The sequence below is a fragment of the Lysinibacillus sp. 10T31 genome (assembly GCF_056394365.1).
Map to the genome: position 1 here is coordinate 131,551 of NZ_JBFTHS010000005.1, position 19,963 is coordinate 151,513.

Here is a 19,963-nt window from a genome sequence, read left to right on the forward strand (position 1 = left end):
CATTTTTTGAGAAACACAGCCTTTATTAGATAATTGGTTTTATAGATAATATTCGTGTTTTACCTAATTAATGAAGTATCCAGCTGATGAACGAATAGCATTTTTAATATTAAAACACGAACATTTTAATTATTTTTAAGTATAATAGTTCGTCAGTTATCCTCTGTCAGAATTTTTGCAAACAATTGTCTCTAACTATATATCACCTTTAATCCTCTTTCTTTCCAAACGATGCTTCTGAAGGATATTTGCTTTTGTTTTAATGATCTATTTTAGGTTTAAGACGTTTAATGTTTCATTATTCATATTGCTAATAGTTATAGAAAATCTGCAGCCAAAATAATTACATTTCCAATAAGCCGAATTTTCCAAGTATAGTAACAATCTGTGCGAAAAGAGCATTTCTCAAAGAAGGGAAAACTGCTTTATATTTTCAGAAAGTTAGCATGATTTTTGCTGCTTACGTAAGTATTAATTATATGAATAATTTTTTTAATATTTGGAAAATATACTGCAAACAATAATTACCACAATTTGTATGAATCATCCCCTTTTGAACGTTAAATTATAGGAACCATCCGTTAAAAAATTTATGAATAAGGTATTTATATTATGTAAACTAAACCAATTGAATTGTATAAAAAATTCGTATTGGTACCAGGACTTCTAGGTTTTTTAATTTCTTGAGCCAATAAATTTTAGACATTTACTTTAAAAATAACGCTATGAGGCGTATCGAGATTCCGTTACACGTACCATTGCCCATCTCGATCGCTCTCACAGCGCACAATGAAAGCTACGGAAGACACTTAATTTAATAAAGATAGTAATTTTCAGCAACAGGTATTTTTGCAATCTTTAATTTACTAATAGTTCGGCATTTTAGAACAATTCAAAAAGTCCTGCTATATAACATAACTCCAGAGAAATATTACTGAGGCTCCCTATTAAAACAAAATATTTCAAATCTTATACAATTGAGCATTGTATATAATATCTTCTATTTATAGCTATGCCAACTTATTAGTCCCGATATTTATGGCTTGTTGAATTAAGTTCGTTACAGTTTTAACTCTTTCAGGTACTAAATGAACACCATCAGGTTCAAAATTTTCCGGATGATTAATCGCTGCGGAATGCCAATCAATTAATGTGGTAAACGAATATTTTCATTTGGCGGGAAGAACATGGTGAGCAATGGTGTTTATTTTTCCATTAAGGAACCCCTATAAAATAGCACTACTATAAAAGCGTATTCGAAAATTTCTCGAATACGCTTCATTTAATCTTCCATCGTTTCTAAATAGCCTTGTTGTAAACATGTATCCGTCAAAAACTTCTTAAGCCCCGTAGCAAATGACAATTCAATCGTGCTACTCGTAACGGCTAATATTTCCCCTTCTCCAAAGATCACATGATTTACTTTTGAGCCAACGATTAACGCTGACTCGGTTGTAATCGTCCGTTCATTACGGTATCGCTTCAGTGCTTTACTCGAACTTTTTGGCGCTTTAATTGGTAATTCCTGCGGTGTGACGATTTGTTTTAACTCCTTCATGAAAATCGATGGCACCACACTTGTTTTAAAGCGCTTATTATATGAAATTAATTCCAAATGGCGAATAGCACGCGTGATACCTACATAAAATAGTCGCGTTTCTTCCTCAATTTCTTCTTCTGCCTCGCTAGGTAAAATTCCCTCAATCAAGTCAATTAAATACACACGGTCAAATTCCAAGCCTTTTGAACTGTGTAATGTTGTCAGTGTAATTGCATTCAAATCATTTTTTATATGAGACGATCGTGCTAAATTTTCAAGCTGCTTCAAACGACCCGCAAATTCGGTCATCGTCGGCGTATGACGAGCAATTAAACCAAGTACATTCACAATATCTAATAAATTTTCATAATTAAAACCGAGTTCCTCACTCATTTTCTTTAAAGTACGCTCATAACCAAGGTCATAACGGATATGCTCTAGCATGGCTGTAGGCGTCGTTTTATCAAATTGAATGCTATCATACGTTTTGCGAATCCGCTTAATATATTCAGGCTGATAATCCTTTAACTCAACATGCTCTAACAACTGTGTGAATACACAGCCATCCTCCTGCACTTTCTGTAGTGCCTTCAATTGCGTTGGTGTAATATAAGCATTCATTTTTCTATAAACTTTTTCAAATACCGTGATATTTTTTGTATTGTACGCTAGACGCATGAAGTTCATAATATCCTCCACGACCCAATGCGTGAAAAAGCGAATTGTGGAATCTTTCATATAGAAAGGCAAACCTGCTCTGTCAAACGCGTCCATAAGCGGAATGGCTGACGTATTATTTCGATATAAAATAGCCGATGAGCCACTCTTAGACAGTTTCTTCAACTGGCCCACTAAATATTTGGCCTGTAAATTGTAATTCTCTAGGATTTTAAACGAGATTGGCTCTGCTGCAGGATTTTCTGTAAACATTTGTTTGTTATAACGCTTTTTATTTCGCTGAATGAATATATTGGCTGGCTCTACAATCGTTGCAGATGAACGATAGTTTTGCGTCATAAGTAAAACATTAGCCTCCGGATATATCTTTCGGAAATTCAACAAATAATCTGGCTCTGCACCACGCCAACTATAAATGGCCTGATCCTCATCTGCAACGACGCATAAATTTTGATGGACTGCGACGAGCTTCGCGATGATCGCATGTTGAACTGGCGATGTATCCTGACTTTCATCCGTTAAATAATAATCGTAGCGTCGTTGGTACTGTGCCAAAACCTCTCGATTTTTCGTGAAAATATCATTCGCCATTAATAGCATATCGTCAAAATCAATTAACAAACGGTCACTACCCGTGCGTTTATATTCCTCATAAAGCTTTAAAATCTCGACTTTTCTTGGTACCTTTCCTTCTACAATTGTCCATTCCTGTTCTGGCAGCATTTTATTTTTGATAAACGTTATGTACGTTAGTAACTCGTCTAACTGATCTTCGGTAATTTTTGAGCCATTTAATTGTTCAAAAATCTCGCGAAGCACTCGTTTTTTTGAAACAACACCAGGCTTATCCGATTCTTCAATGATCCCGTACGATATGCCCTGACGTTCAAGTGTCTGTCGTACAACTTGAAATGCTAAACTATGAATCGTCGAAAAATCAACCGGTGGCAAATTCGGGAAAAACTTTACAAAACGTGCTTTCATATCACCAGCTGATGCCTTACTAAACGTGACAGCCTTTATGCGAGAAGGATTCACACCAAGCGCTTCAATCATATAACCAATACGCATAATAATCGTCGTCGTTTTTCCTGAACCGGGAGATGCCAATAGTAGCAGCGGGCCATTCGTTTGCAACACCGCCTGCGTCTGCACATCATTTAGACGAACGCCAAGTGAACGCTCCTTTTCCTCAAAATACGCTTTTTGCGCTACATTCATATCAATCGCTCCGTTCCAAAAAATCTACACTGTATTATACCAAATGATGAGGATTCATCCGAGGAAAGTCGCACAATTTTAAGACGAAGAAAGAATAAAGGTAAGCGTCAAATAGCGCCCACCTGTTGTTTAGGGGGCGCTACTGTTATCATAATTTAAATCATTATTTTTTCGACACCTTAAAGATAGTAAGAATCTTCTCTGATCTAAGCATGAGCGTATCTAACGCGGGAGTCCTGCACATCGATTAATGGTAGTTGCTCTAGCGTATTGAATAGCTATTTTACACCCCAATATTGATGCAAATCTACATTAAACCATAATTAGTATTATTTAAACGAATAATTCCCTTTTGAATGATAAATTATAGGAACCATCCGATAATTAGAATGTAGTGACTAAGTTATTTATATTATGTAAACTAAAATTATTTTGCGTGGAGGAGGGCTAGAATACGTCAACTTCCCATAATCTCTGTTGTATATGGTATATGGTCAAAAATTTGTAGACACTTTGGACAAGAATGTCCAGGCAACTAAATTTACTATTGAGGAGAGGATAAAAAAATCAATAAATATCAAAAAGCATAAGCTTTTTACGCCTACGCTTTTTCAAAAATTAATGTTAAGACAACATCGTTATTCTTTTACAAGCTATTTTTGCTGCTGGAATTTGAACACCAGCACCAAGTGCTGCATCTACTGATTCTCCCCAAGAACCACTGCTAGCCTTTATTTCGTTCCCTGCTGTCAAAACTCCCTCTGCTACAATTTCAACACAATCATAATAGTCTGGATTAGGATTACTTTCAAGATACTGTGCAGCTAATTCGTCTGCTTTCTTTTGTATTGAAAGTCGACCTTGTTCAGCCAATGAACTAAAAATACTCTCAGCTTGCCCACCAAAATGTACTATTTCGTCGTTAATGTCTTGACCAGTACGATGTATTTCTCCCATTTCAGATGACATATATAGTCCTCCCAATCCTTGAAATTTGAACTTTTTAAGTTCACCAATATTTTATCCAACTGAGATTGGTCTTATCCATCCACAACTATTTCTTTTTGGTTTATATAAAAAATTTAACATGTTTGTCTGGACATTTCTTGTTTTTGGGACATGAATGTCCAGACAAAAATAAAAATGTCTAAAAGTTCTTGTCTTTATTTTTGGACAAGAACCTTTAGACAAATTATTAGAGATTGTTTATCTAATAGCATTTTGAGTGTCCGGATGTTCTAGTCCTCGTACAATATCTGTTGTATATGGACAAGAATGTCCGGACATAATATAATTCCCTGTTTATTGTTTAAGAATTTTCAGACAACTCAAACCACAAAAATGTCCAAACAACCTTTATAATTATAATTTGAAAAAATCTGTTGTATCTTATGGTATCTACTTCCATAGAAATCACAGTGAAGAACGCTGTTGATATTTTTACAACAGCGTTTTTTTGTTGGATTGTTTACTGCAATGCTCTATTTTAAAACTGTCTCGGCAGTAGTAAATGTATCCCATTGATTATATTTCGTTGTTATTGATGAAATAATCCAATACTCTCTAAATGGTTCTAAATTCTTTTTACGGTTATCTGCATATGCAACAACTCAATGATCTTCAAGTAAAGTACTCTGTTAGTTTAAGTACATTATTTTACCATCACTACAGTCGTGTTAATATAAATATCCAGCAAAACAATTCGTTCTAAGAAATCATAGAGGTGAGATATTTTTTACTAGCTGGCTCTTTTTGAGCAAAAAAAGACCGAAGATTTGCTGAATTCATTCAGAAAACCTTCGGTAAGTTTACAACTATATTTTATTTTCGTAGAGGAACCAGACGCCAATAGGTAAAGCATATCCAAATCCATTCCACGTGTCTTTAATAAAAATATTTTAACCAGACATTACTAATAATTATTTTATAATCCAAGTAATAATTATGTCTTTATTTTGTTTAGCAAATAAGTAATAGGTGGATATGGTTTTAACAACCGATTCAAGATAAATCGGGGTTTCCCAGATTCCTTTGAAATAATCGAACTAATCTTGAACAGAATGATTTTGAATAAAGCATACACATACAAGGCAAATAGTTCCTATACCATAATACCTTCCATCAATTCCGTTCAGTTTATACCGCACCCTCACCTTCCTTGAGTTTCTACACATTATCAGGAAATACTGTCACAATCACACCATCCATATTATTGCCCGATACTTCATAACGAAGATTGGCTGGCACATTAATAGTGGTATTTTCAGTAACAGGATAATAAAAAATCTCATATTTTTGACCATTTACAGTAGCAGAAATCTGTTTTTGTTCTTTTAGATAGTCTAAATATTCCTCTAAAACAAAATTCTTTTCTTTCATAATCGCACTATGTGGTAAACCGACATAGCGGATATGCCAAGGTTCATTCATAATTCCTGTTATGTCAGTTTTATCCTCTGGATAACGTAGAGTAAACCCGTATTTCCAAGCGTTCTCTGCAATCCACTCTCCCTCAGGTGCTACCTCCATCTTCCCTTGGGTACTTCCCACATCAAGCGATAAACCTAAATTGTGTTCGCTGTAACCTGCTGGCAAGGCACGATTGGAACCCATTTCTTTATAAAGCTTAGTTTGCTCATCAAATCCTCGAAAACCACTAGCAATTAAGAAACTAGAAACTCCATCTTCTTCTGCATCAAGAACCATATCCGAAAATTTACTTGCTATATCTTCAGCTAAATATGTTTCGCTATTAAACACTCTGTATCCTTTTACCAATTCTTTGTGAGCATATAAATTGATGACATCTGATTTTATACTTTCATTGTGAACTGGGTGCTTACTGTTGACCAAAAGTAAATTTCCTTGATAAATTTGTTCTACTGGAATTTCTACTTTTTTTATATTTCCAGAAGAAAACTTACCCTCCACAACATTTTCATTATAGGTATTTACTATTACTCCTTTTTCACCTTGAAAGAACGGTACTATCTTAAAGGCTGTTACACCCAAACATATTGCAAAAATTAATAAAAAGCTCTTCTTTTTCATTCTTAACTACTCCCTTTTTCTTCTTTACTTAATAGATTATAAGTTAAACTAATTAAGAAAAAAGTAGGATAAATCTTAAATTTATCTTAAATTACGTACTTAAAATATGAAGCTATCTTAACTATTTTTTTACTTACTTCTTGTTGAAATAAAACCCTCAAATCTACTATTTTGAAAACAATTTCTGTTTAACATTAACTTCAATATGCACCTAAAAATAATCAATACTCGTATGATTTCGATATTTTACCTTTTATAAATAATCAGCTATCAGTTGGTTCAATATGAAAAAAAGAGCTGCATACGCAACTCAATAATTTTTAATTAACGCACCTATAGTTGAATCCCATTTACTCAACTGTTTTTTAGTTTTTTATCTAACTTCTGTACTAATTCTTCGTACTTCTCCACACAAGCCTTAGCTGTATCTCCCACTGGGATAGACATCCTGGAGAATTGAATAGGTAATCGATATAGGAAGTTACTTAAAACTAAAAAAGAGCCCCTATTCTTCAATAGGAGCCCTCTAAACTACTCATAATATTCTTCTAATGTTAACCCTTTATTATATAACTCAGTGGCTAAATTTACACCAATATAACGAATATGCCATGGTTCATATTGGTAGCCAGTAATATTTTCTTTGTCTTTTGGAAAGCGAATGATATATCCATATTTATGGGCGTTATCTGCAAGCCATGCTGCCTCTTCTGTATTCGCAAAACAGTCATCTGCTGCACAAGCTCCGTCAGATCCACTAACGTCAATTGCTAATCCTGATTGATGTTCGCTTGTTCCAGGAACAGCACTATATGTTTTTGCTTTTTCGATTCCATCTCTTTCAACATAATTATTAAATAGGGTTGTTTGAGTTTGAGAAGAACGATAGGCTGAAACACCTGCTAGATGAATATTCTGCTGATTCGCCGCATTGAACATTTTTTCGAGATACTTCGCTGCTTCTTCTCTCATCATTCTTTTTTCTATTTTTTCATTAAATATAAACGGAACATTTGGATAAACGAGATCTTTCGGTTCATAGCCTTCCGGAAAAGCATATTGTTTGTTGACAAGAACAGTGATACTTTCAGGATCGGCGACAGTGTGTACTCCCTGTTGTATTTGTTGGTTGTTTTGTTCATTTCCGAAACAGCCAGAAACAATTAGAATCATCATGAGTAGTGCAATTGTGACTATTTTTTTTATCATTTTTATATATACCTCTTCTTTTATCAGTAATAAGAGCTCTTTCCGATAGAATTTCCAGTTGTTCCGGATAACTGGGGGATTTGTTGGATTTCCTATAGGAGATAGTCGCCTTTTGGCTCGCTCACTCTTTTTTATGTTTTACCTGTTTGACCCTGGTTTATACGAGGGACCAAAAGGAAACTTCCATTTTAATCATTCAAAATAGTATAGCTAATAGGTGCTTATTTGTGTTATCCAATTTAATACTTGTACGCCTCGTGCATTCGCTACTACGCACGAATCAACTGTACATACCAAACGAAAGGAGTGAGTAAATTTACCCATTCACTTTCTTTTTTAAACCCTTTAATCAACTTACATTTACGTCCATTTTTTTCACAAAAAATGCAAGGTTTATTTGAGAGCGCTTAAAAACAGTTTTTTAGAAGCTTAAGAGTTTCTAGTTTCGATGTTTTTTATGGTTGACATATCACCGCTGGGCTTTTTGACTAAATTCCGTTATCTGTAAAAAAACAGTGTTCTTAGCAATGGTTTTTTCGTATTTTATCTCCCTTTCATCAAGATAGTACTGATTATAAAGAATAATTATTAATAAAAACGTAGGGGAATTCTTAAGATTTAATGAAATTAAGGGAGGTAATTTATAACAAGAATTATTTGTAGGCATTAACGAATATCGTAAGTGTTCCTAGTAAGTTGGAGACTTTGGCTTATAAGTACCTCCACCTGCTACCATTTCTTTTGTTAGGTATGTCAACATCATAAATTGTATATCTACCTCTAAATCCTTATGTACAGGATGTTTTATGTCTCTTAATGCCTGGTAAAATTCATCTCTGGTTTCATCAAAAAAACAAATATTGTCTTATAGAACACTAACTTGCTTATTTTTACGCAAGGGATTAAATCACCAAAGACCGATGATAAACTCCGACATTAATAGATTTAAAACAGCTATTTATCTTATTTCCCATGATGAATTTTTTTCAAAGCAACAAAAAAGCTTCTAGTCCATAATGGACAGAAGCGTAGTTATTTTAGCCAAGTCAAATAGTACTTATTCAACTATGCATTTTTACCTGTATACTTACTCTTATGGTATTGTGAAAAAACTAATGCTAGGCTAGTCGTAAGGACGATAAGTAATGCAATAAATTGCGAGGTTGAAAATATACCTACTTGTCCCCGAATTACATCACCTCTGTAAAACTCAATTACAAATCTTCCTGCACTATAAAGAAGCAAATACACACAAGAAACTAGTCCAGTTTTTTTAGTCTTTCTCGCTAATAGAAGCAAAAGTATACATAGAGTAAAACTAAACACACTCTCCATAATTTGTGTAGGTACTAATTTAATATCATTCGGTGCAATTTCTGAGTTATGAAAAGTAATTCCAAACGGACTATGTGTTTCTTCTCCATAGCAGCAGCCAGCAAGTAAACAGCCAATTCTTCCAAATCCTTGAGCTAGTGCAATTGAGGGGACAAAAAGATCAAGGTGTTGCAAAAATTTAATATTATGTAGTTTACAATAAATAAAACCGGCCAAAATCCCGCCAATAATTCCTCCGTAAACAACAAATCCTTCACCAATGTTCCAAAGAATGTTAGGATTATTGATGATATTTGGGAATTGAGTGATCCAATACAAAAGTTTTGCCCCAGTGAAACCACCTATCAATCCCCACACTGTCAAAGAATAAACATGTGATAATTCAAACTGACGGTTCTTAACACGATAAACAATGAGTTGGTATGCAAGAAATATGCCCAGTGCAATCATTAATCCATACCCATATATTGTTATCGGCCCTATTTTGAGAAGTTCATTATACATACTCTTCCTCCTTAAACTTAATTTATTTCAGTTGTTGGTGATTTTCATTACCCTATTTATATCCTTAAAGTAAATTTTCTCTATCTATAATTCACTCCTTAATAATATTACAATGAATACGATTGAGGAAAAAATGGTTTCAGTTTTTATGTGAATATTTTTTATAAATATCGGAAAAAAATACTTCAAACGATAACTACCACAATTTGTACAAACAATCCCCTTTTGAACGAAAAATTATAGGAACTATTTACATTAAATATAACGCTATAAGACGTATCGAGGTTCAGTAACACGTACAGTTGCCCATCTCGATTGGCTCTCACAGTGCACAATAAAAGCCTTCCGTGGATTACGGAAGACACTTATTACAGCTAGTAATTTACAACAACAGGTATTATTGCAATTGTTAATTTACAAATAGTTCGCATCTGATAATAATTTAAAAAAGTCACTCATTTTAAAAAATAATGAGTTAGTTTTCAAAAGTCCTACTATATAACAAACTCAAGAGAAATATTACATAGGTAAAATCCTCTCAATGAAGTCAATCAAATACACGTGGTCAATTTCCAAGCCTTTTGAACTGTGCAATATTGTCAGTGTAATTGCACATTCATTTTTCATATGAGAAGAACGTGCTAAATTTTCAAGCTGCTTCATTTACATTAATAAGTTCATTTTCTCGAAAATTAACCATCAGTGGTTTCGTGCTTCATCATCCCACCTTTGAATAGTTGATATTATTCCTTTATATTTAGAGTGCTCTGGATAGTAATGTATCTTTTCCCTAGTAAATTCCTTTTCGGCAGAATTATAAATCATCATATAATTATAAGATGTTTGAATATTCAGTTTCATTATGAAGGTTAGTACTTCTAAAACCATCATATTAACCGCCATGTTTTGGACCAGGTAATTTTTAGAAAGACAATTTTCTGAATTTAAGCTTTTTAAATCGATTTGATTTTTAAATGAATTAAAATCTGTATTATTAATTTGATTTAATATTGGACTGATCAAAAATGAATCATTATAATACATTGTAAATACCCATAAGAGTCCTTCAATATTCTCAATATTTATTGATAATTCCTCTAAATGATTTACATCTAAAGCATTAATGCTAACTAGAATAATATTGTTTTTATCAAATTTATTGATATCTTCTAATTCAAATAAATTACAATTAATACCAAACTCTTTTAATACATTTGTTAAATAATCAATATTTTCTCCATAAGAATATACTTGAAATGTTAAATTTTTTATTTGATGTAGATATCTTTGAATATTGGTTGTATATTGTGATATAAATTCAACTAATCTAATTTCCTCTTTGTTTAATACTTCTTCAGAGATATATATCAAATTATGTTTTTCTAAAAATTCTATTAATTGATGTAATTTAGACTCACTAAGACTATTTTTATATTGCAGCGAATTTACATCTAAAGATTGGTTATTTGAAAAGCACAGGATTTCTTTTAATAATGCAAACAAAGGACTATTTTCCATTTTAATTGAAGACTTTTGAGTGATTATTTCTTCGATGTCTTTTTGCTTATTTACACTCCTAATTTGATAAGGTAATGTATATATATATTTTCTCATAAAATTATCAGTCCCTTTTAAAGTATTTTAAAATTTGTTTATGAAAAGATATAGACCCCTGTAAAAAAACTTCCCCTTCTAGAATCTTCATATCACCATTAATCAATTTAAAAATGGTACTTTTACCAGCGCCATTTCTAGCTATAAGAAAATATACCTTTCCTTTTTCAAAGTTATAATTTGCATTTTCTAATATCTTTTTATGCTTAAATTGGAATTACCACCATAAAAACAAACCCTTTTAAAAACTCTGAATTTTCCGTCATATGCCTTTTTTTAAATCTACCAATACTCTCTCCGACAATTCAATAACTAATTTCCGATTTTTTTTTGTCGGTATAACGACATTTTATAAATTATAAAATTTTACCGATTTTATAAAATAAGGAATTTTGGTAGGAATTTTTTATTTAGTGTTGAATATATAAATTAGACTGTAGATCTTGGGGTTTAGTAATGAATCTTCTTATTTACAGATTATTGAAAAAACGCTACTCTTTGTTGTTTAATTGGAACTGTCCTAGCACCTGGGAGAATATATTTATTTGTCGGAATATTGAAAATATACAGGTGTGATACAGCAAATTCAAATTGATATTCATTCATTTAAAGGGCGGGAAAAACATATTGATTTAATCAACACCAATAATCTTCCTTTTCCCCAACTAAAATAGTGTATCCAAAATTTAAATAGATTTTTATAACAACCCAGAGTCTTCATTCAAGATTTCCAACTTATGTACAAAAGGAGCTATACGTTATGCAATTAGTATTAAAAATGTATGTAAGAGTAAAGCGCACAAACAAGTCCACAGATACCCTGCGAAATCGCTCAGGATTATCTAAAAAAATTAATGAAATGAGGAGGAATTACTATGATTAAAATAATTAGTTTTTTAGAGGAAAATCCATCATTATTAAATTTATTGAAAGAAAACAAAATATCCCTTATTGGGGTTACTGAATTGGAACAACAATCAATAGTAGAAGCTTTTGAGGAGAAAATATGTTTAGTGAATCGAATCTGGGGCTAAAAAAAAAATCTAAAAATTGGTTTTGGATACTATTTTGTATTTATGTTTTTATAGGTATATATTTATTATTCATAACGTATAGCTCTCCTTTTTTAAGTATTGAGGTTGAAGAAAAAAACGGTGATTGGCTTGTAGTGGATCCATATTATGATGATTGGGCGGAACGAAATAGTCTAAATGTTGGAGATATTATTTTATCTATTGATGATAATAATATTAATAATTACCCCTTCATTAAATTTGATCGTAGTATCCGGGCAGCAAGTTCTCTAATGGTTCAAAAAGCTGACGGCAGTATAACAAATATAAAGATTAATCATTTAGACATTCCTCAACAATTTTTTCTACAATTTGTTATACCAGCTTTTTACTTTCTTTTAACTCTTTTCATAGCAATCTATTTATATTTTTTTAAAGAAAAGACACCATCTTTAAGTATTCTTATCATTTTTACTTTGGCTGTATCTTTAGCTTATATAAGTAGCAGCACATCAGGTAGATTAGATAATTTCGGATTAATAGTAAATGGTTGTAGCTTACTTCTTTGTATAGTTTTATTACTTCACTTTTTTAAGTTATTTTTCGATTTACATCAAATTCCTTTCGTCTTTATTAAACAAATAAAATGGTTATATATTTTTCCGTTATTATCTACTGTGCTGAGTTTTGTTGCTATTAATTACCCATCTTTATTGTTCATAAGATCTTTTATTATTTTATTTTTCTTTATTCTTCTCCTTATTATTTCTCTAGTGATTTTACTATTTAGCTATTTGAAGTATAAATTACCCCACTTAAAAATTTTATTTATAAATATCATTATTCCATTTCTACCATTTCTTTTTCTTTATGTTTTACCAAAGATATTATTCGGTAAATATATATTAACAGCAGAAGTCAGTGCGTTATTTCTCTTGTTGATTCCATTTAGTTTTATTTTTATACAATTAACTGAGCAATTATTCGACTTAGAATACTTTATAAGCCGGCTTCGTTACTATATAAGTATTTCATTAATTGCTTCTCTTTTAATAATTTTTTGTTTCAATATAATAAATAATTTTAATCTTGATTTATTAGTAATGTTAAATATGTATATTTCTTTAGTCTTTTCACTAACAATTCTTTTTTATATAAAAGAAAAAATAGATTATCATCAGCGTAGATTTCTTTTTTCAACAAAAGGAAATTACATTCATAAACTTTATACAACGATATCTAAGTTCGGTAAGTCAATTACAGTAGAAGAGTTGCTAGACAAATTTATCCAAGAAATTTCATTTAAATTCAAAACTGAATCCGTATATGTGGTAACTTATGATTTTCAGAAAAAACATTTTACATCTTCAAATGGGCAAGCTAGTCTTTTCAATAATAATAATATTTTAGATTTAATCAATAAACTAGAAATACGAGATATAAAAAAAAGAGAAAACTTGTTTTTCGCTTTTATCCACCAGGATTTAAACTTTAAAAGAATTCTTGTTTTTAGCCATAAAAAACCAACTCAAATCAAAAAAGAAGACTTGCTATGGCTTGAACTAGTACTGTTGTATGTTAATAATTTTATTGATAATACCAAAATGGTAAAGGAACTTCTTGAGGAATTAAAGAAAATAAAAGATGAAACACAATTACCCTTATTAAACAAACTGCTATGGTTACGGTTTGAAGAAGAAAAATCTCAAATTGCTCAAGAATTACATGATACTAATTTACAAGAGCAATTACATCTCGCCAGAGAAATCGACTTACTTACCAATTCTGAGCTTACAGATGAAACTAAATTACAGTTAAAGAATATCCATAAACAAATGATTTCAACAATTAATGATCTCAGGACATATTGTGAGGATCTTAAACCACCTTTATTAAATACGTTTGGTTTAAATACAGCTCTTGGTCAACTAATACAAAAGGTAAAAGAACGAGCTGATTTTGAAATACTGTATTCGTTTGATCGATTATATTTAGAAGATGAAAGGCTATATTTAATTATTTATCGAATTTTACAAGAATTACTAAACAATGCTCTCAAACACTCACAGGCAACTTTAGTAGAAATCAATTTGAAGGAAACCACTGATGGTCTTCAAATTTTTTATTACGATAATGGAGTAGGTTTTAATTTAAAGGAAGTTTTACAAACGGACTCTATGGGTATAAGAGGTATAACAGAAAAAGTTAAAATCTTCAATGGGAATTTTAAATTAGATACGAATCATCAAGAGGGTCTGTCCATAGTAATTAATATTTCCGAAAGGAGTAAGGAACTTGACTTCGCTTCTTATAGTTGATGATCACCCTATTGTTCTAGAAGGAACAAAAAATCTTTTACAAGGAATTAAAGATATAGAAGTAGAAATAGAAAGTGATTTTACAAAAATACTTAAAAGAATCTCAAATCATCCTTTTGATATATATTTAATTGATATTCATATGCCTTTAAATGGAATAACTCTTTCTCAACAGATAAAAGCTGTGCAACCAACTGCTACTATTATACTTTATACTGGATATAATGTTTCTGATTATTATCCCCTACTTTTAGAAAAAAAAGTCGAAGGTATTCTGTCAAAAACAGCCTCTAAAGAAAAGATAATACGGACCATTTATTCAGCTATTAATAAAGAAATGGTGCTTTCCCTAGATTTTTTGGACTTTCTAAATAATAGGTTTGAATTACAAACGATGAAATATAATCTACAGTTAACTGAAAAAGAAAAGAAAATATTAAAATTTATTATAGATGGGTACACCAATAAAGGCATTGCTGTAGAATTAAAAGTAACCCAACGAACTGTTGAAAGATATTTATCACAAATATTTGCTTTGTTAAATGTTGAATGTAGAGCAGATGCTATTTTATTTGTTAAGAAACATAATTTACTTTAAACAATTTATACTAATGTGTCATATTTTGACGGTACCTAAAAGCACGTATTACAATTCTTTTCATAAGAAGCTGAGCGTGTACGAGGTGATTACATAGTGTAATTGTGCCATTCAAAAGAAAGTGTAGGTGCGTCTAACATTCATGGGGAGTTACTCAAAGAAGCGTCAAATTCTGTATTAAGCTCGTACAACGACTCATGAAAAAATCTGGTATTCGCTCGAACATCACAAAATAGGACTTTAACACAAAAACCCTTATAAGAACGTGGAAATACTCACAAGATTTCCAAACAACAACGATTAATAAAAATTGAATAGCCGATAATACGTACATTAAAACAAAAACTTGCTTATGATTTTAAGCTATTTAAATTTCATTTACTAATTTATACAATTAAAATAACGCTGTGAGAGCGATCGAGATTTAGTAACACGTACCGTTGCTCATCTCGATCGCTCTCATAGCGTAAAATAAAAACCTTCCGTTTTTGAACTGCGCCCCAATTATTAGACACACTATCTAATAATTGGAGGTGCAGTTTTTGTATGGCTAAATATAGAGAAGAGATAAAACTAGAAGCTGTTCAAAGATATTTATCTGGGAATGAAAGTTTAAGAACAATCGGAGAAGATATAGGCGTTTTCCATCGGACTTTATTAACCTGGGTGAAATAACACGAGTATAATGACTCAGAGGCCTTTGTAATACAATATACAAATTACACCACACAGTTTAAACTATACGTACTTAATTATGTGACTGAACATGGTACGTCCTTACACGAAGCAGCTGCTATCTTTAAAATAGCGACGCATTTGACGATAAGAGTTTGGAAAAAACAATTTGAAACACAATGATTTGATGCCCTTCAGTCAAAGAAAAAGGGGCGTCCATCCATGAAAAAAGAATTAAACAAACAACCAAAACAAGCACCGGTAGAAGGCTCTTCTTTTTCATAATACACCCCTATTATTTCATCTAATGTCTGTACCACATAAAAATTCAAAACCTGCTATAAAAACGATTTTAGTTCCAAAATGAAGACTTGATGGTTACTATTTTAACGTTAGGGTTCGAAACCCTTCTGGCTAATGAAAAGTTCATCTTCCGAAAAATACTGTCGCATTCGTTTATAAACCATTTGATAGACGGTTGGATGACACCATTCTTCCATTTCCAGATTTCTATATAGCGCTTGTAAGCCCATCTTGTGTGTTCGTTTACCACCACTGCCGTCCCCCATAAAATAATCGTCAATACATACTCGGTTAACCAAGGGACGCAATATTTCTGCAAATCGCTCGCTACTTGGTAAAACGGGTGCGATGGCAACCTGTGCAGGAATACCGAATTCAGCAAGCTGTTCGAGTGTTTTAAGCCTTGCTGGAATAGGAGGAGCATAGGGCGTAAAATGCTTGCGAATATCTTCCCTATCGGTCTCTACTGTCATACTTACTCGAACTTTATCTTTAAAATGTTGCAGTAAATCGATATCTCGACTTACAAGTGGGCTTCTAGTCTGTATTAATAGGAAGTCAGGGGGATCTTCTACCATAACTTCTAGTAAAGATCTCGTCACTTTTTCCTTATGTTCTATTGGTTGATACGGGTCTGTACTTGATGACATAAAAATGGTTACATTCCCTTTGGCTTTGGCGCGATGGAGCTCCTTTTTTAATAAATTCGCAGCTCCGTTTTTAACATCGACCCAATGTCCCCATTCCCCTTCTCGAAAAAGAGATACAGGCATTACGCGTACATAACAATAGGAACACCCAAATGAACAGCCTGTATAAGGATTTAGTGAATGAGTATATCCAGAAAGAAAGCCAGTCCCTTTATTCAGAATGGTTTTCGGACTTTTATAGAATAATTCACTTTTCATGACGGAACCTCCATTCATTGTACGGCAATAATTACACTTTGCTAGATGAAGCTCGCTTTTCCAGATCCAGGAGCAGTGTCTTCATTTCTAATCCACCACGATAGCCAGTTAATGAGCCATTCTTTCCTATTACACGATGGCACGGTACAGTAATTAATACCGGATTAGCCCCGATAGCCGCGCCTATAGCACGAACAGCTGCTGGTGTATTTATATCATTTGCAATGTCGGAATAGGATTTGGTCTGTCCATAAGGAATTTCACAAAGTGCATTCCAAACTGCTAGCTGAAATTGCGTACCTACATACTCAAATGGAACAGTAAAGGTTTTTCGCTTTCCTTCTAGATACTGAGTGATTTCAACGACATAGGGTTCAAGCTTTTCATCATCTTCAACAAGAGGACTTCCTGGAAAACGTTTCTTAGCCCATTCGAACAATTCTTCGAATGGTTTGTTCTGTGAACCTACAAACACAAGCCCCTTTGAAGTTGAAGCAATATAAAAATTCCAATCCATAAACTTTAGTAAAGACCAATATAGGGTTGGTTTATTCTTCGTTTCCATTGTACTTTTCCTCCATTTTACTCATTTGACGAAATTGTGCTGGTGTCTGTCCGGTTTTCTTTTTAAATAAAGTAATAAAATAGGGCGCGTTAGCCATACCCACACAGATGGCGATATCTCCTATCGCTTTATTTGTCTGAATCAAATACTTTTTAGCCGCGTGTACTCTAACTTGTTGTATATACTCAACCGGCGTAATGCCTTTAATCTTTTTAAATGTTCGATGCATATGATACGGACTCCCATGACTAATAGTTGCTAATAATTCTAGCGTTAATTTTTCTGTGAAATTTTTATCAATGTATTCAGTAATTAAATCAACCCATTCGCTATCAGGCAGATTTTCATTAGTGGGCTTGCACCGTTTACAAGGGCGAAAATTTGCGCGGATAGCTTGTTCTGCGTTTGAAAAAATGCATACATTTTCTTTTTTCGGAACGCGAGATTTACAGGATGGTTTACAAAATATCCCTGTCGACTTTACAGCGTAGAAAAATTGATTATTGTACGCTGTATCATTATTTATAATTGCTTGCCATTTTTCATCTGTTATCATTTCGACATCATTCGAAATTCTATGATCATGGCTCTCTTTATGTCCGTTATTAATACTATCCAGCATTTAGCTCACCTCTCCTTACAATATACTCCCTTTAAATTCAAAATGTATAGTTCTGGGAATGGAATAGCAAGATATTGAAGTTAATTTTTATCCCGCATTAACGGGCTGTAAGACTCCCACCTCAAAACTTAGAGATTTCGGAGAAATTTAGGTGGAAGATGAACAGCCCGTAAAAGCCCGATTGGTTTAACTAATGATCAGTGGGGGATGAATAACCCCCCCACTGATCAAAGTTTCACTTTATTTAGAATCGTGAAAAATAATTCCAAGACCGTATCGTTCTCCAGAAGTAACTGTACTTACTCCGTGACGAACCGTATTTTTGTAGTATCCTTTTTTACCTAGAACAGGTCTATGGTTCGTAGGAAAGATCAGCGCACTGCCTTGATCTAAAGTAATTACATGTCCCCTACTCTGAGCACGGGGAATTTGTTCCACTAATAGAGATTCTCCGCCGCAAAAGTCTTTATCCCGTTGATTTAAAACAAATACCACTTGAAAAGGGAAAAATATATCTCCATATAAATCTTGATGCAAACAATTAAACCCGCCTTCTTCATACTTTAATATTAAAGGTGTTGGTCTTGTTTGTTCATATTCTTCACAGGTGTTCAAAAAATCTTGAAGATGATCTGGAAACTGTTCTGTTTTCTTTAAATAACCCAACCATCGATTGGCTGTTTTGGCCAATTCTAAATAAAAGGACTCTCTTAAACGTTGTATGATTTCAGGTAATGGATAGGAAAAATATTTGTACTCCCCATTCCCAAAGCGATATCTCGTCATATTGATTGTCGTTCTGTATGACTCTTCCTCACAATACAATTCTATGAAGAATTCACATTCCTCTTTTGTTAATATCGCTGGAAGCTTTGCAAATCCTTGCTCATCTAATTCATGTTGAATTAAATCCCAATTTAAGTTTTCGATACGTGTTTTTATATCTTGAACCATTTTTATCCACCCCTATTTAGCATTCTTGATAATTAACACTATAACCTCATAAATAGAAAAAAATAAGGTGTTTAGAATGTAATAGCAAGATAACAAAATTAGCAAAGATTATTATGTGATAAAGTAAAATTGCAATAGAAAATCGTAATAAGATGAGGAGAATGAAAAGTGACATGGCATGAAGTCAATGATGTTATTGTAATCACATTACCTGAAAATTTCGACATGAATGCTAACCTAGGCTATCTAACAAGGGAAAAAAATGAATGCATGTATGAAATAGAGAACGATATAATGACAAAAGTTATAGCCATTGGGGAAATTCGGTCCTTAGTACAGGTAAGCGTTATCAATAACAAACAAATGATTGTTCAATTCCTAAATGATTCTAGACCTATTGAAAAGTGGCAACGGGAAGAGATTGTGAAATATATCCATGAGTGGTTTGATCTTGATAACGATTTAACGCCATTTTATGAAATGGCAAAAGCAGACCCATTACTTAAAATGCCTGCCCAAGAATTCTATGGATTGCGAGTTATCGGCATTCCCGATTTATTTGAAGCTTTATGTTGGGGAGTTTTAGGGCAACAAATTAACTTAGCCTTCGCGTACTCCTTAAAGAGGCAATTTGTAGAAGGATTTGGCGATTCTATCGAATGGAATGGTAAAAAGTATTGGGTATTCCCACCGTATGAACGAATTGTATAAATGTCAACACCAATATGTACATTTTTGCTCGTTTAAGGATGTACAAAATTACTCGTTTTCCGAGGTTAAATGATGCTTTAATCGGTATGAATCACCGACGATTGTGACAACGCTTGCGTGATGTAAAATACGATCTAAAATCGC

General features: G+C 32.7%; 17 protein-coding genes and 1 pseudogene. 5 read left to right on the top strand and 13 right to left on the bottom strand.

Going from position 1 to position 19,963, the window contains the following annotated elements:
* Window positions 1-1,282 precede the first annotated feature (1,282 nt).
* The 8 genes from AC1DCY_RS04750 to AC1DCY_RS04785 form a co-directional block, all read right to left on the bottom strand.
* Window positions 1,283-3,439, bottom strand: a complete 2,157-nt coding sequence (locus AC1DCY_RS04750; protein WP_477347901.1) for an ATP-dependent helicase — start codon at window positions 3,437-3,439, stop codon at window positions 1,283-1,285.
* A gap of 624 nt (window positions 3,440-4,063) precedes the next feature.
* Complete coding sequence (locus tag AC1DCY_RS04755) at window positions 4,064-4,408, bottom strand: hypothetical protein (protein ID WP_370044101.1); 345 nt, start codon at window positions 4,406-4,408, stop codon at window positions 4,064-4,066.
* Window positions 4,409-5,605: 1,197 nt separating this feature from the next.
* Complete coding sequence (vanY, locus tag AC1DCY_RS04760; RefSeq protein WP_477347904.1) at window positions 5,606-6,490, bottom strand: VanY-A/VanY-F/VanY-M family D-Ala-D-Ala carboxypeptidase; 885 nt, start codon at window positions 6,488-6,490, stop codon at window positions 5,606-5,608.
* Window positions 6,491-7,021: 531 nt separating this feature from the next.
* Window positions 7,022-7,699 (bottom strand): M15 family metallopeptidase, encoded by a 678-nt coding sequence (locus tag AC1DCY_RS04765; protein WP_477347906.1) that lies wholly within the window; start codon window positions 7,697-7,699, stop codon window positions 7,022-7,024.
* A gap of 1,065 nt (window positions 7,700-8,764) precedes the next feature.
* On the bottom strand, window positions 8,765-9,538 hold the full coding sequence (locus tag AC1DCY_RS04770) for a prolipoprotein diacylglyceryl transferase (RefSeq protein ID WP_477347908.1): 774 nt from the start codon (window positions 9,536-9,538) through the stop codon (window positions 8,765-8,767).
* Window positions 9,539-10,057: 519 nt separating this feature from the next.
* Window positions 10,058-10,201: a 3'-5' exonuclease gene (locus tag AC1DCY_RS04775; RefSeq protein ID WP_477347910.1), complete on the bottom strand. Its 144-nt coding sequence runs from the start codon at window positions 10,199-10,201 to the stop codon at window positions 10,058-10,060.
* Window positions 10,202-10,237: 36 nt separating this feature from the next.
* On the bottom strand, window positions 10,238-11,152 hold the full coding sequence (locus tag AC1DCY_RS04780; RefSeq protein WP_477347912.1) for a hypothetical protein: 915 nt from the start codon (window positions 11,150-11,152) through the stop codon (window positions 10,238-10,240).
* A gap of 7 nt (window positions 11,153-11,159) precedes the next feature.
* The gene (locus tag AC1DCY_RS04785) at window positions 11,160-11,348 is read right to left on the bottom strand and encodes an ATP-binding cassette domain-containing protein (protein WP_477347945.1); all 189 of its coding nucleotides are present in this window, start codon (window positions 11,346-11,348) and stop codon (window positions 11,160-11,162) included.
* Between the two features lie 679 nt (window positions 11,349-12,027).
* Between AC1DCY_RS04785 and comX the strand changes: the two genes are divergently transcribed.
* The 4 genes from comX to AC1DCY_RS04805 all read left to right on the top strand — a co-directional run bounded on the left by comX (window position 12,028) and on the right by AC1DCY_RS04805 (window position 15,756).
* Entirely contained in the window at window positions 12,028-12,186 is a 159-nt protein-coding gene (gene comX, locus AC1DCY_RS04790; RefSeq protein ID WP_477347914.1) for a competence pheromone ComX, read from the top strand.
* A complete protein-coding gene (locus tag AC1DCY_RS04795) occupies window positions 12,159-14,483 on the top strand; it encodes a sensor histidine kinase (protein WP_477347916.1) in 2,325 nt (774 codons plus the stop codon). The genes comX and AC1DCY_RS04795 overlap by 28 nt, the downstream gene beginning before the upstream one ends.
* A complete protein-coding gene (locus AC1DCY_RS04800; RefSeq protein ID WP_477347918.1) occupies window positions 14,461-15,081 on the top strand; it encodes a response regulator transcription factor in 621 nt (206 codons plus the stop codon). Before AC1DCY_RS04795 ends, AC1DCY_RS04800 begins: the two co-directional genes overlap by 23 nt.
* Window positions 15,082-15,627: 546 nt before the next feature.
* Window positions 15,628-15,756, top strand: coding sequence for a transposase (locus tag AC1DCY_RS04805; RefSeq protein WP_477347920.1), 129 nt, complete (start codon window positions 15,628-15,630; stop codon window positions 15,754-15,756).
* Window positions 15,757-16,148: 392 nt separating this feature from the next.
* Here the strand turns inward: AC1DCY_RS04805 and AC1DCY_RS04810 are convergent, their stop codons facing one another.
* The 4 genes from AC1DCY_RS04810 to AC1DCY_RS04825 all read right to left on the bottom strand — a co-directional run bounded on the left by AC1DCY_RS04810 (window position 16,149) and on the right by AC1DCY_RS04825 (window position 19,108).
* The gene (locus AC1DCY_RS04810; RefSeq protein WP_477347922.1) at window positions 16,149-16,967 is read right to left on the bottom strand and encodes an SPL family radical SAM protein; all 819 of its coding nucleotides are present in this window, start codon (window positions 16,965-16,967) and stop codon (window positions 16,149-16,151) included.
* A gap of 31 nt (window positions 16,968-16,998) precedes the next feature.
* Window positions 16,999-17,532: a methylated-DNA--[protein]-cysteine S-methyltransferase gene (gene adaB / locus AC1DCY_RS04815; protein ID WP_477347924.1), complete on the bottom strand. Its 534-nt coding sequence runs from the start codon at window positions 17,530-17,532 to the stop codon at window positions 16,999-17,001.
* The gene (locus AC1DCY_RS04820) at window positions 17,516-18,154 is read right to left on the bottom strand and encodes a bifunctional transcriptional activator/DNA repair enzyme AdaA (protein WP_477347926.1); all 639 of its coding nucleotides are present in this window, start codon (window positions 18,152-18,154) and stop codon (window positions 17,516-17,518) included. Before AC1DCY_RS04820 ends, adaB begins: the two co-directional genes overlap by 17 nt.
* A 240-nt stretch (window positions 18,155-18,394) precedes the next feature.
* Window positions 18,395-19,108 carry a 2OG-Fe(II) oxygenase gene (locus tag AC1DCY_RS04825; protein ID WP_477347928.1) on the bottom strand — a complete coding sequence of 238 codons (714 nt, stop codon included), beginning with the start codon at window positions 19,106-19,108 and terminating at the stop codon, window positions 18,395-18,397.
* Between the two features lie 168 nt (window positions 19,109-19,276).
* Here AC1DCY_RS04825 and AC1DCY_RS04830 point away from each other — a divergent pair.
* Window positions 19,277-19,813 (top strand): annotated as a pseudogene (locus AC1DCY_RS04830) (DNA glycosylase); the annotation flags it as partial.
* Window positions 19,814-19,867: 54 nt separating this feature from the next.
* Here the strand turns inward: AC1DCY_RS04830 and AC1DCY_RS04835 are convergent.
* A partial coding sequence (locus AC1DCY_RS04835; protein ID WP_477347947.1) for an ATP-binding protein occupies window positions 19,868-19,963 on the bottom strand: 96 nt, incomplete at its 5' end.